The 20,367-nt window shown below is 61.8% G+C and carries 12 protein-coding genes; 5 read left to right on the forward strand and 7 right to left on the reverse strand.

Annotated elements, in window-relative coordinates:
- The first annotated feature begins 2 nt into the window (after nt 1-2).
- Nucleotides 3-1,778 (forward strand): AMP-dependent synthetase/ligase, encoded by a 1,776-nt coding sequence (locus VSX42_RS07910; protein ID WP_326503772.1) that lies wholly within the window; start codon nt 3-5, stop codon nt 1,776-1,778.
- A gap of 135 nt (nt 1,779-1,913) precedes the next feature.
- Here the strand turns inward: VSX42_RS07910 and VSX42_RS07915 are convergent, their stop codons facing one another.
- The 6 genes from VSX42_RS07915 to VSX42_RS07940 all read right to left on the reverse strand — a co-directional run bounded on the left by VSX42_RS07915 (nt 1,914) and on the right by VSX42_RS07940 (nt 10,717).
- Nucleotides 1,914-3,290, reverse strand: coding sequence for an NAD-dependent succinate-semialdehyde dehydrogenase (locus VSX42_RS07915; RefSeq protein ID WP_326503773.1), 1,377 nt, complete (start codon nt 3,288-3,290; stop codon nt 1,914-1,916).
- A 228-nt stretch (nt 3,291-3,518) separates the two neighbouring features.
- Entirely contained in the window at nt 3,519-4,865 is a 1,347-nt protein-coding gene (gene gabT / locus VSX42_RS07920) for a 4-aminobutyrate--2-oxoglutarate transaminase (protein WP_326503774.1), read from the reverse strand.
- A 110-nt stretch (nt 4,866-4,975) separates the two neighbouring features.
- On the reverse strand, nt 4,976-6,463 hold the full coding sequence (locus tag VSX42_RS07925) for an NAD-dependent succinate-semialdehyde dehydrogenase (protein ID WP_326503775.1): 1,488 nt from the start codon (nt 6,461-6,463) through the stop codon (nt 4,976-4,978).
- A gap of 142 nt (nt 6,464-6,605) precedes the next feature.
- On the reverse strand, nt 6,606-8,162 hold the full coding sequence (locus VSX42_RS07930; RefSeq protein WP_326503776.1) for an APC family permease: 1,557 nt from the start codon (nt 8,160-8,162) through the stop codon (nt 6,606-6,608).
- A 221-nt stretch (nt 8,163-8,383) separates the two neighbouring features.
- Nucleotides 8,384-9,283 (reverse strand): universal stress protein, encoded by a 900-nt coding sequence (locus VSX42_RS07935; protein ID WP_326503777.1) that lies wholly within the window; start codon nt 9,281-9,283, stop codon nt 8,384-8,386.
- Nucleotides 9,284-9,286: 3 nt separating this feature from the next.
- Nucleotides 9,287-10,717 carry an NAD(P)/FAD-dependent oxidoreductase gene (locus VSX42_RS07940; protein ID WP_326503778.1) on the reverse strand — a complete coding sequence of 477 codons (1,431 nt, stop codon included), beginning with the start codon at nt 10,715-10,717 and terminating at the stop codon, nt 9,287-9,289.
- 279 nt (nt 10,718-10,996) lie between these two features.
- Here VSX42_RS07940 and VSX42_RS07945 point away from each other — a divergent pair, with 279 nt between their 5' ends.
- The 4 genes from VSX42_RS07945 (at nt 10,997) to VSX42_RS07960 (ending at nt 15,333) form a co-directional block, all read left to right on the forward strand.
- Entirely contained in the window at nt 10,997-11,572 is a 576-nt protein-coding gene (locus tag VSX42_RS07945) for a TetR/AcrR family transcriptional regulator C-terminal domain-containing protein (protein ID WP_326503779.1), read from the forward strand.
- Nucleotides 11,573-12,430: 858 nt separating this feature from the next.
- Complete coding sequence (locus VSX42_RS07950) at nt 12,431-14,110, forward strand: hypothetical protein (RefSeq protein WP_326503780.1); 1,680 nt, start codon at nt 12,431-12,433, stop codon at nt 14,108-14,110.
- A 128-nt stretch (nt 14,111-14,238) separates the two neighbouring features.
- Nucleotides 14,239-14,835 (forward strand): arsenic metallochaperone ArsD family protein, encoded by a 597-nt coding sequence (locus VSX42_RS07955; protein WP_326503781.1) that lies wholly within the window; start codon nt 14,239-14,241, stop codon nt 14,833-14,835.
- A 36-nt stretch (nt 14,836-14,871) separates the two neighbouring features.
- Nucleotides 14,872-15,333 (forward strand): GyrI-like domain-containing protein, encoded by a 462-nt coding sequence (locus VSX42_RS07960; protein ID WP_135013458.1) that lies wholly within the window; start codon nt 14,872-14,874, stop codon nt 15,331-15,333.
- A 94-nt stretch (nt 15,334-15,427) separates the two neighbouring features.
- On the opposite strand, the gene VSX42_RS07965 is transcribed toward VSX42_RS07960, so the two are convergent.
- Nucleotides 15,428-20,329, reverse strand: a complete 4,902-nt coding sequence (locus VSX42_RS07965; RefSeq protein ID WP_326503782.1) for an NAD-glutamate dehydrogenase — start codon at nt 20,327-20,329, stop codon at nt 15,428-15,430.
- Nucleotides 20,330-20,367 lie beyond the last annotated feature (38 nt).

Raw genomic sequence — 20,367 nt, forward strand, 5'->3', positions numbered from 1 at the left:
CCATGAACGAGATCTCAACTCCTCTGCTGATTGACCCCGAAGGTACCTACCGCAACACCACCGACCTACTAGAGCACCGGCTTCGTCAGGCCCCGCAGCACATTGCTTTTGAGATTCCCCGGCGCGGGGCGTCCGGAGCTATCACCGGCTGGGAACCGGTGACGACCGCTCAGTTCGCCCACCGCGTGCGCCATCTAGCCAAAGCACTGATAGCCAGCGGAGTGCAGGCAGGTGACAGAGTGATAATCATGGCCCCCACCTGCTTTGACTGGGCGGTAGCAGATCTAGCAATCATGTATGCTGGCGCCACCGTGGTTCCGGTCTACGAGACCAGTTCACTAGAGCAGGTGCAGGCAATTCTGCAGGATTCAGGTTCTGTCTTTGCTTTTACCGGAACCAAGACCCAGCAACATCTTGTACAGCAAGCCGCCGATTCAGGCCAGGGCCTACCCCTCGGGACGCTCTGCTTTGAGAACCACACGGCGGTTACAGCTTTCACTGCGCAGGCAACCCGTATCAGCGATGAAGAGTTAGAACAGCGTCGCACCTCACCCACCCTGAATGATGTTGCCACCCTGGTTTATACCTCCGGCACCACAGGAACCCCCAAGGGCGCTCAAATCACCCACCGCAACCTGGTGGGTCAGGTTCTCAACGTGGCTGCCGCCTACCGGGAGGTAGTACACGATCGCGGGTCAACCGTTATCTTCCTACCCCTGGCTCATATGCTGGCCCGTGGTCTTCAGTTTGCCTGCATCGCCGGAGGCATGCGGGTTGCCCATCTGGCAGACCCTAAGGAGCTCATAGCCCAGCTGCCCTCCCTCAAGCCCAGCTTCCTGGTGCTGGTACCGCGCGTCCTTGAAAAAATCAGCGACCGTATTGCCACCCAGGCTGAGAGCAAGAAGCTGGGGGCGGTGTGGGAGGCCGCACGACGTACTGCCTGCGAACGCTCCAGGCTTGTGGAGAAGGGGCAGATGCCCGATCAGCTGACTCTTAGCCACTGTCTTACCTACCGTCTTTTTGACCGGCTCTTCTACCAGCGAGTGCGGGATCTGCTGGGCGGGCAGATGGAATGGATGCTTGCCGGCGGGTCACCACTCGATGCCGAGTTGGCCCATCTTTTTACGGGTATGGGTGTGCCGGTCATTGAGGGGTATGGGCTCACCGAAACCACCGCCCCCATAGCCGGTAACCTACCGGGCAAAACCCGGTCAGGTTCGGTAGGCGTGCCGCTGCCCGGCGGGACGATCCGCATCAGCGACGACGGTGAGATCCTGGTGCGTGGCATCGGGGTTTTTGACGGCTATACCGATGAGGACGCCACCGCGGCGGCTTTTGAGGACGGCTTCTTTAAGACCGGCGACACCGGCCTGATTGAAGGTGGCTTCCTCGTGCTGCGCGGACGCCTGAAGGACGACATTGTTACCTCCTACGGCAAGTCTGTATCGCCCTACATCTGGGAGAGCACTGTCGGGCGCAATCCATTGGTTGCCCACGCGGTGATGGTGGGCGAGGGCCGCAGTTACCTCACGGCCCTCGTCATACCCGATGCCGAAGCTGTGGCAGCTGCCGGTCTAGCTACTGCGGAAGTGAGGGCGAGTGTTGCTGCCAGTATCGAACAGGCTAATGCCCTGGTCTCCCGCAGTGAGCAGGTCAAGCGGTTCGCCCTGGTGCAGGCTGATATGGGCGACCCGACGCTGGTAACCCCCACCCAAAAGCTCAAACGCGCTATTTTCGTACAGCGGTGGGCAGATGAGATTGATGCCCTCTACTCCTAAATACGGAGGGCTTGCCACCAGCTGAGAATCAAAAGGTTGGGCTTGGAACTGCTTGGGGCTGGAAACAGTTCGGGGGTTGCACCCAACTGGGCACAACCCCCGAATGAAAGACCTCATTCAGCGAGGTCGTAGACCTTACTTCTGGACGAAGTAGAGGCGCTTATTGACGAATTCGTCCATGCCGTAGGGGCCGAGTTCGCGGCCGTAGCCGGAGTTCTTGACGCCACCGAAGGGGATTTCGGCGCCTTCACCAGCGGGGGTGTTGACGTTGACCATGCCGGTGTCAATCTGCTGGGCCAGGCGGCGGGCGCGGGCCTCGTCCTGCGAGAAGACGGCACCGCCCAGGCCGTACTGGGTGTTGTTGGCCAGATCGATGGCTTCCTCGTCGCTCTCTACCCGATAGACGGTGGCGACGGGGCCGAAGAGCTCCTGGTAGTAGACCTCGGAGCCGACCGGCACGTCGGTGAGGACGGCCGGGGAGAGGTAGGCGCTCTTGTCGTCCAGCAGCTGGCCACCGGCTCGCAGGGTGGCACCGGCGGCAACGGCCTCGTCGAGCTGCTTCTTGAGTCCTTCGGCTGCTGAGCGGGAGGAGAGGGCCATGTAGGTGGTCTCGTCCGCCTCGGCGGGCTTGCCGGGCTTCATGGCTTCAGCCAGCTTGACCAGTTCGGCGACGAACTCGTCATAGATGTCGGCCATGACAATCATGCGCTTATTGGAGTTGCAGGCCTGACCGGTGTTGTACATACGGAAGCCCCAGGCGGTGGCGGCGGCTTCGGCGACGTTGTCGGTATCGAGCACGATGTAGGGGTCGGAGCCGCCCAGTTCGAGCACTGCCTTCTTGAGGTTGCGCCCGGCGATACCGGCAACGATGGCGCCAGCGCGTTCGGATCCGGTGAGCGAGACGCCCTGAATGTGGCGGTGGCCAATCATGGTCTCAATCTGGTCGTGGCTAGCGAAAACTGCCTCGTAGGCACCCTCGGGCAGCCCGGCGTCCTTCATAATCTCGGCAATGGCGAGCGCAGACTTGGGGCAAATTTCGGCGTGCTTGAGCACGATAGTGTTGCCCAGCATGAGGTTGGGGGCGGCAAAGCGGGCGACCTGGTAGTAGGGGAAGTTCCAGGGCATGATACCCAGCAGGGCACCCAGGGGCTTGCGCTGGATGTATGCCTCAGAGTTCTCCGCCTCAGAGGGAATCGGCTCGTCCGCAAGGTGGTCGGCGGCAATGCCGGCATAGTAGGCGAAGATAGCGGACGAGAACTCGGCCTCTTCAACGCCCTCTGAGATGGGCTTACCCATTTCCTGGGAGATGATTTCAGCCAGCTCCTGCTTGCGCTCTTCGAAGAGTTCGGCGATGCGATTAACAATAGCGGCGCGTTCTTCGACGCTGGTGGTGCGCCAGTCCAGGTAGGCGGCGTGGGCGCGCTCTACTGCCGCGGTAGCCTGCTCGTCGGTGAGGGTGTCGAAGGTTTCGAGCACCTCGCCGGTGGTGGGGTCTTCAAGTCGGTAGCTCATGGGTTTAGCTCCTTTGTGTTTGTGGGTATGTGCGGTACGGACGCCCCTAAATACAACTCAACAAGCTGGATATGGGGCCAGCCCCCGGGCGGGAAATACCCTCAAAGCCAGGCTGGCTGGGTCTGACGTGAATCGTAGCGAGCCCCAGGGCGAGCTACGAGAAGGTCAGCCTGGCGGAGGGTATTTCCTGGCATAAGGGCATCTGCCCTGCCCGTACAAAACAGGTAATTAGTTCCCCGCAACCTTGCGGATTTCTTCCACGAAGATGTCCAGGGCCTGGCCCAGGAGCTCTTCGCTGATGGTCAGCGGGGGTAGCAGGCGCACGACGTTGCCGTAGGTACCGCAGGTGAGAATCAGGACGCCGCGTTCGGCGCAGGCGGCTGCGATGTCTTTGGCTGCGGTGGCGTGGGGTTCCTTGGAGTCGGAGTCTGCTACGAATTCAACGGCGAACATGGCGCCGCGGCCGCGGATTTCGCCGATGATGTCGAGTTCGTCGACGAGGGGGCCGAGCTTTTCGCGAGCGATTTCTTCGATGCGGGCGGCGCGGGCGTTGAGGTCCCACTCTTCCATGGTTTCGATGGTGGCAAGGGCTGCGGCGCAGGCAACGGGGTTGCCGCCGTAGGTGCCGCCGAGGCCGCCGGGCTGGACCTTGTCGAAGAGTTCGGCGCGGCCGGTGACGGCGGAGAGGGGCATGCCGCCGGCGATGCCCTTGGCGGTGGTGATGAGGTCGGGTTCGATGCCTTCGTGGTCGGAGGCGAACCAGCTGCCGGTGCGGCAGAAGCCTGCCTGGACTTCGTCCGCGATGAAGACGATGCCCTTTTCACGAGCCCAGGTAACCAGCTCGGGCAGGAAGCCTTCGGCGGGGACGATGAAGCCGCCTTCGCCCTGGATGGGTTCGATGAGGATTGCGGCGACGTATTCTGAGCCGATCTGCTTTTCGATCATGTCGATGACGCGGGCGGCTGCTTCCTTACCACCCAGATCACCGTCGCGGTAGGGGTAGCTCATGGGGGCGCGGTAGACCTCGGGCGCAAAGGGGCCGAAGCCCTTCTTGTAGGGGGCAGCCTTGGCGGTGAGGGCCATGGTGAGGTTGGTGCGGCCGTGGTAGGCGTGGTCGAAGACGACGACGGCGTTGCGGCCGGTGGCTGCACGGGCGATTTTGACGGCGTTTTCTACGGCTTCGGCGCCGGAGTTGAAGAGCACGGTGCGCTTGTCGAAGTCGCCGGGGGTGAGCTGGTTGAGCTTTTCGGCGACGGCTACGTAGCCTTCGTAGGGGGTGATCATGAAGCAGGTGTGGGTGAAGTGGGTGGCTGCTTCGCGCACGGCTTCAACGACCTTGGGGGCGGAGGCGCCGACGGAGGTGACGGCGATGCCGGAGCCGAGGTCGGCGAAGGAGTTGCCGTCGACGTCGACGATGACGCCGCCGTCGGCGTCCGCTGCATATACGGGCAGGGTGGAGGCTACGCCGGCGGGCACATTGGCGGCGCGGCGGGCTGCCAGTTCAGCGGACTTGGGGCCGGGGACGGCGCCGTTGAGGTTGATCTGCTGGGGTAGGCGGTAGGCGATGTCGGCCATGGTGGAGGGTTCCTTTAGTGATGGATTTTCTTGTAACTACAAAAAGTTGGGGTGCGGACGCCGGTGCTGGCGCTACGGTGCCGGGGCGGGCATCCGCGGGGTTTGGGGCTTTAGTTAGCGTAGGGGTCGCGCAGACCGATGTACTGGATGGATGAGTACTCGTCGATGCCCTCGGCTGCGCCTTCGCGGCCCATGCCGGACTGCTTGACGCCGCCGAAGGGGGCAGCCGCGTTGGAGACTACACCGGCGTTGAAACCCATGATGCCGAACTCTAGGTGGTCGCTGGCGCGGTAGAGGCGGTCGATGGATTCGGTGTAGACGTAGGAGGCCAGACCGTATTCGGTGTCGTTGGCCAGCTCGTAGGCCTCGTATTCGTCCTTGAAGGTGAAGATGGGGGCAATGGGACCGAAGATTTCTTCGCGGGCGACGCGGGCGTCGAGGGGCACGTCAACGAGCACGGTGGGCTTGAAGAAGTAGCCTGCTCCCTCACCCTTTTCGCCGCCGGTGAGTACGCGGGCGCCCTTGGCGACGGCGTCCTCGACGAGGGCGACCATGGAGTCCTGGGCCTTCTTTTCAACCAGGGGGCCGCAGGTGACGCCTTCGTCCAGGCCGTTGCCAACCTTGAGTTCGCCCATTTTTTCGGCGAACTTCTGAGAGAACTCTTCGGCCAGGGATTCGTGCACGATGAAGCGGTTGGCGGCGGTGCAGGCTTCGCCGATATTGCGCATTTTGGCGGCCATGGCGCCGGCGACGGCCTGGTCGAGGTCGGCGTCCTCAAAGACGAGGAAGGGGGCGTTGCCGCCGAGTTCCATGGAGGTACGTAGCACGTTCTCAGCTGCCTTCTTGAGCAGGTCCTTGCCGACAGGGGTGGAGCCGGTGAAGGAGACTTTGCGCAGGCGCGAATCGCTCATGATGGGCTCGGAGATAGCGGCTGCTGACTTGGAAGAGACGACGTTGAGGACGCCCGCGGGCAGGCCAGCGTCGAGCATGGTCTGGGCGAAGTACTGGCTGGTCAGCGGGGTCAGGCGAGCGGGCTTGAGCACCATGGTGCAGCCTGCTGCGATGGCGGGGGCAACCTTGCGGGTACCCATGGCCAAGGGGAAGTTCCAGGGGGTAATCAGCAGGCAGGGGCCGACCGGCTTGCGGCGGGTGATCATGCGCAGGGTGCCCTCGGGCATGTCGAGGGAGCGGCCGTAGTGGCGGGGGGTTTCTTCGGCGAACCAGCGCAGGAACTCAGCGCCGTACTTAACCTCGCCGAGGGCCTCGGCGTAGGGCTTGCCCATCTCTAAGGTCATGAGGGTGGCAAACTCTTCGGCCCGTTCGGTGACGAGCTCGAAGGCGCGGCGCAGGATTTCTGCGCGTTCACGCGGGGGTGTGGCGGCCCAGCCGTGCTCACCGGCTTCTTTTTCTGCCCGGCAGGCTGCGTCGAGGGCGGCCAGGGCGTCTTCTTCGGTGGCGGAGGCCAGGGTGGCGATGACTTCACCAGTGGCGGGGTTTTCTACGTCAAAAGTTTCGCCGTTTGAGGCGTCTCGCCACTGGCCATCAATGAGCAGGCCGGTAGGTACCTTTGCTAGGAGTTCTTTCACATCTACGGTCATAACCGGTGTGCACCTTTCGTGAACTATCTGTGTGATGGGCACACCATCAGGCCCATCCTTCTGTTTATCTTACGCCCCCTACCCGCCAGTCAGGTAGCCTGTCTCACACGCCCCGGGGCGTGCGTCCGCCCCGAGCTGGCTATTATTCGGGCAGGTCAAGCATGTGCTCAATATCCATGGGAACTCTGCCTACGAAGAAGTCGGGGCGCTTAAAGCGCTGGTAGAGCATCACCGCGACACCGAGGGCAAGGAGTACCAGGGAGAGGATGAAGACCAGGCCGATACCGCCGATTTCTGAACCGGAGCCGTAGGCGGGGTCCATGGAGTCAACGAAGGTTTGGGCGAAGAAGACCACCAGGATGATGCCGCCAATGAGGGGCAGGATGAACTGGTTGAAGAGGTTACGGGCCCCGCTCTTGAGGGAGGTCTTGCGGAAGTACCAGACGCAGGCGAAGGCAGTCACCCCGTAGTAGAGGCAGACCATGAGGCTGAGCGCTGCGATGGTGTCCCAGAGTACCGAGGTGGAGATAAAGCGCATGGCTACGTAGAAGACGCTGGCAATCAGGCAGGAGGCGATAGTGGCGTAGGAGGGGGCCTGGTACTTGGGTGACAGGCGGGCAAACTTGGGGCCCAGGGCTCGGTAGTAGCCCATGGCTAGCAGGGTGCGAGCCGGGGAAACAGCGGTGGACTGCAGCGAGGCGAGCGCGGCGACCATGACGGCGATGGACATGAGGATGCCCAGGGAGCCGAGCACGGGGCCGGAAAGGGCAGCGAAGATGTTTTCCTGATTGTCGGGGTTGCCCAGACCCAGGCCGTCCTCGCTGGTGCCGGCGAAGGAGAGGGTGCCGACGGAGAGGAAGAGGTAGAGGACGACGATGGTCAGGATAGTGCCGACGGCTGCGGTGCCGCTGGTGGTGTGCTTCCCCTCGGTTTCTTCGTTCATGGTGAGCACGGCGTCCCAGCCCCAGTAGAGGAAGAAGACCAGGGACATGGAAGCTGCCAGGGTTGAGAAGGAATCGATGCCGAAGGGGTTGAACCATTCGAGGCTGAAGGTCAGGTTGGCAAAGCCGGTGCCGGTGGAAGCCTTGTAGAGGGCTACGGCGGAGAAGAGGGCAAGGACGATCAGCTGGAAGATGATGAGGACGGTCTGGAGTTTCTGGGTGGCGTCCAGGCCACGGTAGGTGATGTAGCAACCGAAGGCCATGAAGGCGAGGAAGGTTGCGATGTTGACCAGGTTGTTAGCGGCAAGGTCTGCAATGTCGGGGCTGCCTAGAGCCTGGGAGAGGAAGAGGTAGAAGAAGTCGACGGCAATACCGGCGAGGTTAGAGAGCACCAGGATGGTGGCGACCAGCAGGGCCCAGACGCCCATCCAGCCGACGTAGGGGCCGAAAGCCTTGGTGGTCCAGGTGAAGGTGGTTCCGGCATCTGGCATGGCGGCATTGAGTTCGCGGTAGCCGATGGCGACCAGGAGCATGGGGATGAAGCCGATGAGGAACATGGCGGGCATATAGATGCCGGCTTCGGCGGCGACGGGGCCGAGGGCTCCCGAGAGGGAGTAGGCGGGGGCGACGACGGAGATGCCGATGATGATGGAGGAGAAGAGGGTGACGTTGCCCGAGGAGAGACCTTTTTTGTTGGCGGCACTGACATCGACAGAGCCGTGGGGGTGGGCGCCCGGGGTAGCTGGGGGTTGGGTCATCGCTGACTCCTTTTCACTATCACCTTCAGAGGTTGCAAGCAGAACAAGAAAACGAACATCATTCGTTTAGTTAGTTAGATTACAACCTTAAGTAGTTCTTGTGAAGTGCGTAACCAAGTTTTTACACAGCAGCACCCCAGAACGAAGCATGCGCCGCACCGCCCGGCACCCACCCGGTGGGCAGGTAACGAGCAGTGCGGCGCACGCGCACCTATGAGGAACTAGCGGCCCACTACGGGAATTGAGCCGGTCCAGGGCTCCTGAGCCGAGCCACGGCGTCCTGGCGAATAATCGCGCGGAACAACCACCAGCGGAATCGGCAGGCGGGTCAGAATTTTTGCGGTGTTGGAGCTCAAGAAAAGCTCGCCGCGCTGGGCCAGCTTAGACGAGCCAGCCATGAGCACAGATCCGGCGGACCAATCCACAGACTCCACAGCCTCGGGCACGCTGGCACCGTGCCCCACGGCAACGGTAATGAGATCAGGACGCTCGGGTGCCAGGGAGGACTGCTCCAGCAGGTCCCGAACACCCTCTTCAGCCTCACGGGCCGCAGCCCCGTCGGCGGTGGCGTCCTCAATGAGGGACACCAGGCGCACCGCAAGGCCGGTGCGGTTGCAGGTAGCCACCGCCTCTTCCACCAGGCCAATCGAGTCGATATCAGGGGAAACGGCACAGTCAAACTGGGTGATACGGGTGGAGGCATCATAGTTGTGGGGCGCAAGAATTACCGGCACCGACGAGCGGTGTAGCAGCGCGTTACCCACCGAGCCGATGGAGTGGAAGAGCCAGCCACCGGTCTTAGCGCCACCCACAATGATGGCACCGGCCCCGATAGCTCCAGCGAACTCCATCAACCCGGCTGCGGTAGACTCCGCCTGTCGCAGGTGGAAACGGGCCTTAAGACTAGTGGGCACCCACTGCTGGGCTTCTTCCAGCCAGCCCACAGCCTGCTCCTGCAACATGGCACCAAAGTTAGAGCGCGGGGCAGCTAGGCGCGGGTTTTGCTGCTTGAGCACATAGACTACATCGAGCTCAGCCCCCAGCGATGAAGCGAGAGCAACCGCCAGGTTGAGCGCGTCCCGCCCCCGGGGCGAGGGTGAGTAACCAACAACGTAACGCATGTTTTATCCCTTGAGTTTTTCGCTAATCATAGCGGCAGTTTTTTCGCCCATACGAACCGCGCCGTCAACATGCTGGTAGCCCTCGGCAGCCAGGTCGGAGCAGGACCAGTGGATGGGGCCAACAGGGTCCGACTGGTAGGCGCCGTAGCGGGAAAGGCCGCCCAGGTCGAAGCTAGCGGCGTAGGCACCGCGAGTCCACTCTTCGGCTCCCCAGTCGGATTCGTAGTAGCGAATGGGGTTCAGGGTCTCTTCACCCAGCATCTCTGCCATGGATTCGAGGATGGTGCGCTTGCGCTCCTCCGCCGAGAGGGTGAACATGCGGTCGGCCTTTTCGTCAGAGACAAAGCCAACCAGGGTGCCGCGCTCTTCTTCCTGACCGGTGGCAGGGTCGTAGTTGGTATTGTCGTAGATTTCCTGCACCAGGTTGTCACAGGCAAAGGAGGTGCCCGAAAGACCCTTGTCGCGCCAGAAGGGGCGGTCGTAGACAGCGTGCACCTTAATGACCAAGCCCAGGGACTGGTGCATGTGCATCTGGTGCTGGCGGCGGTCCAGGGCGGGCACATAAGAGACGCGGGAGTAGAGGTTGGGCGGGACGGCCATGATGGCGTACTTGGCGCGGACCTTCACGGCCCCGTCGGGGTTGGCGACGCCGTCCTCGGTGAAGTCTTCAGCCTCAGCCAGGACGGGGTAGTCCCCCTCCTCCTGCCAGCGCAGCACGCGCACGGGGTGCCCCAGGATGATGTTCTCGTGGCCAATCTTTTCGGCCAGGGTGAGTGAGACCTTCTGCATACCGCCGAGCACGCGCTTGTCGAGGATGAAGTTTTCGTCAACCAGGTTGGAGAAGGCACCTGCGGAGGCCGCCATGAGAATAGCCTGCAGGGCTGAGAAAGCATGGGAGGGCTTGGTCAGCATAGCTCCGGCAATGAAGAGGGAGATGTTGTTGAGGGCCTCTTCGTTATCGGTCTTGGTCTTGAGCCATTCACGGAAGCTGACTGAGTCGAGTTCCTTGGCGCGGGGGTGAGCCCAGGGGGCCTCGGCGCCAACTTCAGCGACGATCTCGTCCATCATGTCGATAAGGCGTAGCATCTCAGCCTTGGTGGCTTCGTCAACGGGGAAGATATCGCCAGAATAACGCTTGACCTGACCATCGAGGGTTTTGTAAATGGAGTCACCCTCGCGATAGCGGGAGAAGGTTTTGAGATCGAGCTCTTCCAGCAGGGCTTTAAGGGCGGTCTGATCGGGGGATACCCACTGGCCGCCGATTTCAATGAAGGCGCCGTCAAGGTCACCGTTCCAGGTGCGGCCGCCGACGCGGTGGCGGGCTTCAAGGACGGCAACCGAGTGCCCGGCCTGCTGCAGACGGTAGGCGGCGGTAAGGCCCGAGGGGCCTGCGCCGATAATGACGACATCGCGGGTAATTTCCTGGGGAGCCATGGTGCCCAGCCTTTCTGCAGCGCTAGCTACACTAAACGAATACCGTTCGTTTTAGTGTAGCTTGAACCCTAAGACCTGTGAAGTACCTTACGAAAATATGCAAGGCCAAACTTAAGCTCGCTCCACCAAACCCCTCTCCCACACAGTGCTACCGTTGTACCCATGACCCCCAACTCCACTGCACCACGCAATGCTGGCCGACCAAGCGCGTCCTTACTTACCCCAGACAAAATTACCGAAACCGCCCAGCGCCTCATGGCCACAGAAGGAGACTTCACCATGGCAAAGCTGGCACGGGCACTGGGCGTAGCACCATCTTCCCTCTACAACCATGTGACATCACGTGATGAAGTACTAGCTGCAATTTCAGACCACGTAGCACAGGGAATCGACACCGAGGCACTCCAGAATGCTGCCCAACAGATTCGCAGTGAAAACATCAGCACTTTGAGAGCCAGAACATTATGGATCGAAGCCACCGAGCAGTGGGCCACGTCTTACCGTCAGGCTTTTTCAGTAGCACCTGCGGTCGTAATGACGCTGGCAGTGACGCCGGTGCGCAGGGCACCTGCAACCCTGGCCATGTATGAGCAAGTAACTTCTGCCTTTACCGCCTTCGGCATGAGCCCCAGACAGGCCCTGCTCACCGTAGAGGCGATCGAGGCCTTCCTGCTGGGGGCAGCAATGGATGTACATGCGCCAGTGGACATCTTTAACCCCGGTGACCATGCGGCCGAGCGCCCCACCATGGCAGAGGCCTACGAATCGCTGGGAAACACCCCTCAGGATGAAGCCTTCACCATCGGCCTCTCAGCCCTGCTGACGGGGCTGAGTGCCACGTTGGGGGTTCATTAGTCCAAGAACAGAACCAAATACAAAAATAGGCAGCCTGGGTGGGCTGCCTATTTAAAAAAACTTACTGCCTTAATACCGCGTTGATTTATAGCAGTATGAGCTAACCACTGAACGGTACCGGCCTACATCGAAACATCCGCAGGAATGAGGCAGGTGGTAGAAGTAGTGCAGTCACCGTCAATGGCGTAGATAAAGGAGACCTCAGTGCCGTCAACCGGGCACCAGAGCAGGTAAATGAAGCTGCGCAGGCAGGAACCGCTGCGGTGGCCACAACTACAGGTGCAGCCTAGGCTGCGCCGCGCACAAGACCGCGGCGGATAATAGTGGAGGCTTATTCATAAGGGGTTCCGCAGGCTCATGCTGGATGAAGCCCAGCAGATTCCGTTCGCTCCTGCGTGCTCGCTAACTCGCACCCGCTCACTCCATCCGAGCCAGCAGCTTCGCTGTGAGCCTGCTCCACTGCCCTTATGAATAAGCCTTCCAGAACTCCTCAGAATCGCACCGCAACAAATAGAAACAACATATCTAAATTTTCTATATAGGTAAATTATTAGCCTATTTTTATGGATTAATTCAAACCATTCATCATACTGCTTATTTAAGTCTACTGAACTAACTTCTTTTGAACTCCAGAGTCAGATAATTGCACTCTTTAGTCAAGACATATCCGGTGATAGAAACCCTGCCCATCTATCCCCATCGCCCCGCCCACTTACCACCCACACACCCGGCTACCGGCGTCCGCCCCGCTACCCCTCTGCCGGGTGAGGGCAGGAACACCCCTCCTGCTGCGAATAGCCCGCCGTCACCCGGTAAGTTACCAACCAGTAACCTATGAATCATGCAAAAATAGAGACCATGAGTTTTGATTCGCACTCCGAGCTCCCCCCGCACCTTTTAGCTCTCTCCCACCTCACCCAGTGGTACTCAAATTCGCACCAGCAGCCCCTGGATTTTCGCTTCACCGTTCACGGGACAACCGTTGAAGCACCCGTCGCCACCATCACTGGCGCACTGGGCACAAGCGCTCCCGCTGACTTCGCCCAGGCCGCAACAGTAGCAGCCTTTGAGTTAGCGCAGGCAGGCCACTTTAAGGGCTCCTACACGGTACGTATCACCACCTCCCCCGGCGGGCAGGCCATCGTCAAGCAGATGCCCACCGCGGCCCCCGCAACAGAGCAGGACGAGGCCCCCCAGCCGTCCGCCCCCACTCAGTCCGTCTCAAACAACGGCCTGCAGCTGCGCTCTGCCCTGCTCGCCCGCGGGCACAACTCCGGCTACTCCCCCGCCGAGGTCGCAGCCGAAGAGAAGCAGCGCGGCTTCACCTTCACCCCTGAACTCAAGTTCTATCGGGCATTGGTCCGCAACGGCGTGGTTGCCGAAGTCGCCGGGCAGAACGTTATCGCCTCCACCCCGCAGGCTGACTTTGGGGCGTCCACCCTCGATTCAGCTCCCTGGAAGGCCCCCGAAAAGACGGACGGCACCGTCCAGGCCGTCCTCAATCACTCCCTGTGGATTGAAATTGCCAGCTCCCCCACCCATCTCTACGCCATTGACCTGGCACCTGGCGCCCAGGGCACCGTGGGCCAGGTTATCGTGCGCAGACGCGGTGAGGCTTCTGTGCCGGTTCAGGTTGCCCTGTCGCTGGCAGATTTTGTGACCGGTGATCTGGTAGGTCAGGACGCCGGCAGCAGCTCCCCCGCCCCAGCCGCCGCGACTACTCCCAAGGCCGCAGCAGGGGCGTCCGCTCTCGCGCAGACCATTGCCTGGGTGGGTACCGTTGAGCCCCTTGCCCTGCCCGGCTTCCTGGGGTGGACGCTTGCACCCACCGATGCCCGCTACCGCGCGGTTCTAGCTGAAATCGACCCCGACTCAGCGGCCGAGCCTGAGACTGCCGCAGCCAAAGAGCCCGTCGAGAGTAATGAAGCCCCCGCCCTGGCAGATGAGCCTACCCCTACCCCGGCCAATAGCTCTGAGCCGGTGATTGCCCCTGCAGCGCCGGTGGTTATTAAATCCACTACGACCTCGGAAAACGCTTCCGGCCTCTTCACCACCACCCCGGGGGCAGACGAGCCTGCATCAGAGTCGGTTGCTACCCCCGAATCAGGTATCGAGCCAGAGGCTGAGACCCTACCGGCACCATCCGCGCAGGAGCAGGACGAGGCTGCCTCCAGCCCCCTGAGCCGGGCGGCAAGCGCCTACGCGGCTGCGGCCTTCCCCAACGATCTTCCTGTGACCACCGGCGAGAAAGCCCAGGATATCCGCGACATCGACCCCGGGGTTGCCCGCGTACCGGCCTCACCTGAGCAGAAAAATATCGCTAACACAATAGGCACCCTGGCTTTCGGCACCCCCGAAGAGCGCAAGGAATACCAGAGCACAGACACCGACACCGTGCCCAGCATTGCGGCCCGGGCTAAGAAGGTATCGCTGGCGTCCGCGCAGGCCGATCCCCAGCAGCCCGCAGAAGAAAACGAGCAGAAGCAAGACGACCGCGGCCTGCGTTCAGCCCTGCGCAAGTTCTTTATCGGCGACTAGTCCATCTGTACTGCGTTGACAAGGCGAGGCAGGCGGTGCGCCCCGACTGGGGTGTGCCGCCTGACCTTTTCTGCGGGCGCCTGCGGGCGTAGGCTGGTAGGGCACACTAACCAACGAACGGAGCAGCAGTGGCACGCCCCTCTCAAGACACCCTGGGTAGCACCCCCCTTGAAGTTTTCATTCCGGCTGCCGGTGAGAACCCGGACGACCCCGGCGACACCCAGCGCGAGACATTCCTGGCAGCAGCGCAGGAGCTGCTCGATAAGGGCCTCGATATTGCTGTTTACTCCACCGATTCCTACCCCTCTGCTTTTACCGACTGTGAGCCGGTAGCCGATCAGCTTGCTATGGCCGGGACAGAGGTTCTGCCCATCTTGCTGGTGGAGGGTCTGGTCAAGGTGTCGTATATGTATCCCACCGCTGAGCAGCTCCGCCGTTTTTCCCATTTTGGGGAGGTGAAGCAGCCCAAGGTTAACGCCGCTGCGGCGGCTTGCGGTACCGGTGGTGCAGACGCCCCCGCAACGGTTCCTGCCGCTGAGCCGGCTGGCTTTGCTGCAGTGCTGGCAGGGGTGACCCCTAAGCCTGCCGGGGGCCCTGATATTGGCCACCGGGTCAACCTGATGGGAGGCCACGGTTCTGCACCGGCTTCGCAGGAGGCCTCTACCGAGTCAGGGAAGTCTGCGAAGCAGGCCTCGTGTGGCTGTGGCTGCGGGTGTGGCGACTAAAATAGAGCCGACACACATTTTTCTAAGGAGTAGTCGATGATTGGTGCGCGTGTAGAGCACAAGGATGAGTTCTTTATTGCGGGCTTCCGTGAGACCGTGAAGCAGGGCGCCGGCATTGGCGAGCTCTGGAAGAAGCTCACCGCCCATGCTGAGGCGCGGGGGGTGACCATGCCTGAGGTCCACTCGATGGGTGTGATTGTGGGGATGAACGCTGCCGGCGAGTTCGACTACATGGCGGGAATTCTGGTGGAGAACCTGGAAACCGCGCAGGCTCTGGGCCTCAACGCCCTTAAGGTGGACGGCGGTGAGTTCGCGGTGACGACCGTCGAAGGCCCGGTGCCCATGAGCACCATGGCCGGGGTGGACCACCTGATGGGTACTTTCCTGCCAGCGTCAGGCTTTAAGCCCAATGGCCCGGTCTTCGAGGCCTATGGGCCGGGCGACCCGTCCGCTGATGATTTTCAGATGCAGGTCTGGGTGCCGGTGAAGGCTGCATAGCCCTACTTTTTCTTCTGATGACTAAAGCTGCCCCCTCACGTAGTGAGGGGGCAGCTTTGTAGTTCTGGGCTTATAGGTAGCCGATTGGTGTGGCCTAGCTGACCGCGCCGCGCAGGGTGCGCAGGGCTACCTGCAGCACGGCCAGGCGGGGGCGGCCATCGGCGCCGGGGGCCGCGTCCTGAATCTCAGCCAGCATGGAGTCCACACGCCCCATACGGACGGGGTGGTTCTCTACCCAGCGAGCCAGGGCGGCGTCGCCGCTCTCAGTTCCGGCAGCCACGCCCTCACCAACTTCCTGGACGACGTTGAGGGCCAGGGAAGCAGCAATCTCGTAGAGGTCATCACGCAGGGACGAACGAGCCAGGGTCTCCCAGCGGTCGTTACGAGGCAGCTTAGAGATGGTGGTCAGTAGCAGGTCAACCTGGAAGCGGTCGTAGACCGAGTAGTAGACGCGGGCGACCTGCTCGGTGGAGAGGCCGTTGGCTTCTGCGATACGCACTACGTCCATGAGGGCGAAGGCTTCGAACTCACGGATCCAGTTGACGGTCAGCTCCTCGGGCAGACCCCAGGCTTCTGCCTGGTCACGCATGGCGCGGACGCGGGCGCGGGTATCGTCGGAGAAGTAGTCCTTGAGGGAAGGAATGAGTTCGGCCACAGGCTTGAAGCGCTCGATCATCTCGGCGATGGGGGTGCCCACGACGACTGAACGTTCAGCTGCAAACCAGCGGGCCAGGCGGTCGAGCACGCGCTGCCAGTCCTTGATGACGGCCTGCCAGCCTTCCAGGGGAACAGAAGCAGGGAGTTCGCGATGCAACCGTGCAGAGTTGCCAATGCCAAATGTTTCACGTGAAACGTAGAAGGCTCGGGCCAGGGCGTCTACACCCACACCGGTTTCTTCCACCGCACGGAAGACGTGGGTGATACCGCCCAGGTTGACCATCTCGTTGGCTACGCGGGTGCAGATAATCTGCTTGCGCAGGGGGTGAGATTCCAGGTGCTGGCCGAAGCGCTCGACCAGGGCGGGTGGGAAGTACTCGGTAAGCACGCGGGTCAGGTAGGGGTCGTCCGCCAGGTCGGTCTTCTCGAGCTCTGCGGTCAGGTGAATCTTCACATAGGCTGCTAGGACGGCCAGTTCAGGCCCGTTGAGGGTTTCACCGGTGGCTTCGTAGCGCTCACGGATTTCCTCGTCGGTGGGCAGGAATTCCACCTCACGATTGAGGCCGGCGTTCTCTTCCAGGTCGTGAATCAGACGGATGTAGGCCTCAACCCCGGGCACCACGCCGTGGCGCTCGGCCTGTAGCAGCACGTTTTGCTCAACGTTGGTGCGCAGTACCTGAGCACCAACGTCCTCGCGCTGGGCTTCGATGAAGCCTGCGCGTTCTTCGGCAGAGAGTTCACCGGCGGTGACCAGGCGGTCTACCAGAATCTTGATGTTGACCTCGCGGTCTGAGGTCTCTACACCGGCGGAGTTATCGATGGCGTCGGTATTGATGAGGATGCCAGCGCGGGCAGCTTCGATACGCCCCAGCTGGGTGAAGCCCAGGTTACCGCCTTCGCCCACGATGCGAGCGCGCAGGTCGCGGCCGTTGACGCGGATAGCGTCGTTGGCCTTGTCGCCTACGGCGGCGTGGGTTTCGGTGAAGCCCTTGACGTAGGTGCCGATACCGCCGTTGTAGAGCAGGTCGACGGGGGCCTTAAGGATGGCGGAGAGCAGTTCGGGCGGGGCCATTTCGGTGACGCCTTCATCGAGGCCCAGGGCCTGACGTACCTGCTCAGAGATTGGGATGGACTTAGCGCCGCGCGAGTAGACGCCACCACCGGCTGAGATGAGCTCGGGGTTGTAGTCCTGCCAGGAGGAGCGGGGCAGGTTGTAAAGGCGTACACGCTCGTCGAAGGCGACATCGGCCTTGGGGTTGGGGTCCAGGAAGATATCGCGGTGGTCGAATGCTGCGACCAGGCGGGTAGCGCGGGAGCGCATGAGGCCGTTACCGAAGACGTCGCCGCTCATGTCGCCGATACCAACGGCGGTGAATTCTTCAGTTTGGCAGTCGATGCCTAGCTCAGCAAAGTGGCGCTTGACTGACTCCCAGGCGCCGCGGGCGGTAATGCCCATGGCCTTGTGGTCGTAGCCGACAGAGCCGCCGGAGGCGAAGGCGTCGCCCAGCCAGAAGCCGTAGTCTGCGCTGATGGCGTTTGCGGTGTCTGAGAAGGATGCGGTGCCCTTGTCAGCGGCTACAACCAGGTAGTAGTCGTCGCCGTCGCGGGCGATAACGCGGGGGTTGCGTACGACGGTTTCGCTGCCGTCGGCTTCGATAGCCAGGTTATCGGTGACGTCGAGCAGGGAGGCGATGAAGACCTTGTAAGACTCGCGACCTTCGGTAATCCAGGCGTCTCGGTCGAGGGCCGGGTTAGGGAGCTGCTTGGGGTAGAAGCCGCCCTTGGCGCCGGTGGGGATAATGACGGCGTTCTTGACCATCTGGGCCTTAACCAGGCCGAGCACTTCGGTGCGGAAGTCTTCGCGGCGGTCAGACCAGCGCAGGCCACCGCGGGCAACGGAGCCGAAGCGCAGGTGCACGCCCTCAACGCGGGGTGAATAAACGAAGATTTCGAAGGTGGGGCGGGGCAGGGGTGCGAAATCAATCTGACCGGGTGCCACCTTGAGGGCCAAGGCCGGACGGTCGAGGTAGGCGTTGGTGCGCAGGGTCGCCTTCATGACGGCGGCCAGGGAGCGCATGAAGCGGTCCACGTCGAGGGTGGGGATGGCGTCAAGGACGCCGCCCAGTTCACGCCAGACCTGCTCACGGGCGTCCTCGCGCTGCTCGTCGCTTGCGAACTGAGCATCGGGGTCGAAGGTCGCTGCGAAGTAGTCGGCGAGCAGACGGGTAGCTGCGGGGTAGGCCAGCAGGGTGTCAGACATGAACTCTGCGGTGTAGACCTGCCCCAGCTGCACCAGGTAGTGGGTGTAGGCGCGCAGCACACGGACCTGCTCCCAGGTCAGGCCTTCTGCCAGAATCAGGCGGTCGAGGCTGTCGGACTCGCGCTTGCCCAGCAGGTAGGCGTTCAGGGCGTCTTCGTAGAGGGCAGAAACCTTCTCTGCTTCTACACCTTCGGGCAGTTCAACGCCAAAGTCGTAGAGGGAGAAGTTGCGGCCGTCTGCAGGAGTAATGTCGTAGGGCTTCTGGTCAATAACGACCAGGCCCATGTTCTGCATCACGGGTAGCAGTTCGGTGAGGGTGTGGGCGCTAGCCAGGTAGGTCTTGATACGGGTGCGGCTCTGGCGCTGCCCCATGCGGATAGCGGCCGGCTGAGCATCGCTGAGCGATTCGAAGATGTTGATATCTTCAACGGCGTTTTCTACCTCGTAGTCGGCGCGGTAGGTCATGGGCACAGCCTCAGACCAGGCTGATGCAGCTGCACGACCGTCCTCGGCGCTTAGACCTTCGCCTGCGGCTGCTGTCTCAACGGCAGCGGCGGTTGCCTCACCCCAGGAGCGGGTAGCTTCTTGCAGGCGGCGCTCAATTGCCTTGGCATCCAGGGCCGGAATGGTGTTAGGGGTGGTCAGGCGTAGACGGAAGAAGATACGAGCCAGGGACGAGGTGGAGAGGTAGACCTCGAAGTCTAGGCTTTCAATGTCGATGAACTCGTGGAAGACAGCCTCAAGGCGCTGACGTACGTGGGTGTTGTAGCGGTCGCGCGGCAGGAAGACGGTGGCGGAGACGAAGCGACCAAAGGCGTCCGGACGCAGGAAGAGGCGGGTGGTACGGCGTTCTTCCAGGCCCATAATGCCGCGGAAGGTGTCGGTAAGTTCCTGCAGGTCAGCATGGAGAAGTTCGAGACGGGGGTAGTCCTCAATGATGCCGGCCAGGGTCTTGTCGGAGTGGGAGCCCGGCTGGTATCCCAGGTGACGGCGCATAATAGCCACACGCTCACGCACGATGGGGGTTTCAACGGCGGGCAGGGAGTAGGCCTGGCGGGAGAAGAGGCCCAGAATGACGTATTCGCCCACGATCTTGCCGGAGCGGTCAAAGTCACGCACACCGATGTAGTCCAGGTACTCGTGGCGGTGCACGGTGGAGCGAGAGTTGGCCTTAGTGATGTAGAGGGGCTTGGGGTCGCGGGCATTTTCAAGGCCCAGGCCGGTGAGGACGATGGGGGCGCCTTCGCCGGTATCGGCCAGAATGCCCAGACCGGAGCCATCGCGGTCGGTCAGCAGCAGGTCACCTGAGTGACCTGAGAGGTCGCGCTCCTTGATGCCCATGAAGAGGAAGTTGCCGCGGGTGAGCCAGCGCAGGAATTCCTGGACCGATTCGATGCGGGTCATGGGGTCGGCGTCGGAGTTGATGGAGCCGGTGTAGTGGGCAGCCCCACCCAGGGTAACGTCGGTGAGTTCGCCCAGTTTTTCTGCGATGTCGAGGGTGCGGGCGGCCATGGCATCGTTGTCACGGGCTGCGCGGCGTACGTCGATCAGAATGGAGCGGATTTCCCGCTCAAGACGGGTAACGTCTTCACCTTCAACGCGGGAGGTGAGGCGGACGGCAATCCACGACTCAATGGTGGCACCGGCACCGATGTTGCCGGTGGCGGCATCACGCAAAATAGGCATAGAGACGGTGTCACCGCTTGCTACGGGCTGCTTAAAGCCGGTGCCGGTGACGCTGGTCAGGCGGCCGTTTGAGTCGCGTTCTACAACAAAGGTGGGGTGGATGAGCCCTGAAATGCCGCCCCAGTTTGCGGCAATCTGAGCGGTGATAGACGAGACCAGGAAGCTGGTGTCGTCTACAACGATAAAGAGAGTGCTGCCAGCGTCATCGTTGCTCACTGAAATCAGGGCTTCACCGGCTGCCCGCTGATCTGCCAGGGCGCGGTGGGCCTGGGCAAGGTTAGTTAGCTGCTGGTCACTCAGACCTTCGAGTTCGTCAGCTGAGCTGTGACGGTAGTATTCGTTGATCCAGTCTTCGTTACCGGACCAGTGGGCTGGACGATCGTTCGTGAGCAAGGGTTTGCCTTTCGCTGGGTGGATGTCACTCCGTTGTG

Source organism: Rothia nasimurium (assembly GCF_035916755.1).
Taxonomy (GTDB): domain Bacteria; phylum Actinomycetota; class Actinomycetes; order Actinomycetales; family Micrococcaceae; genus Rothia.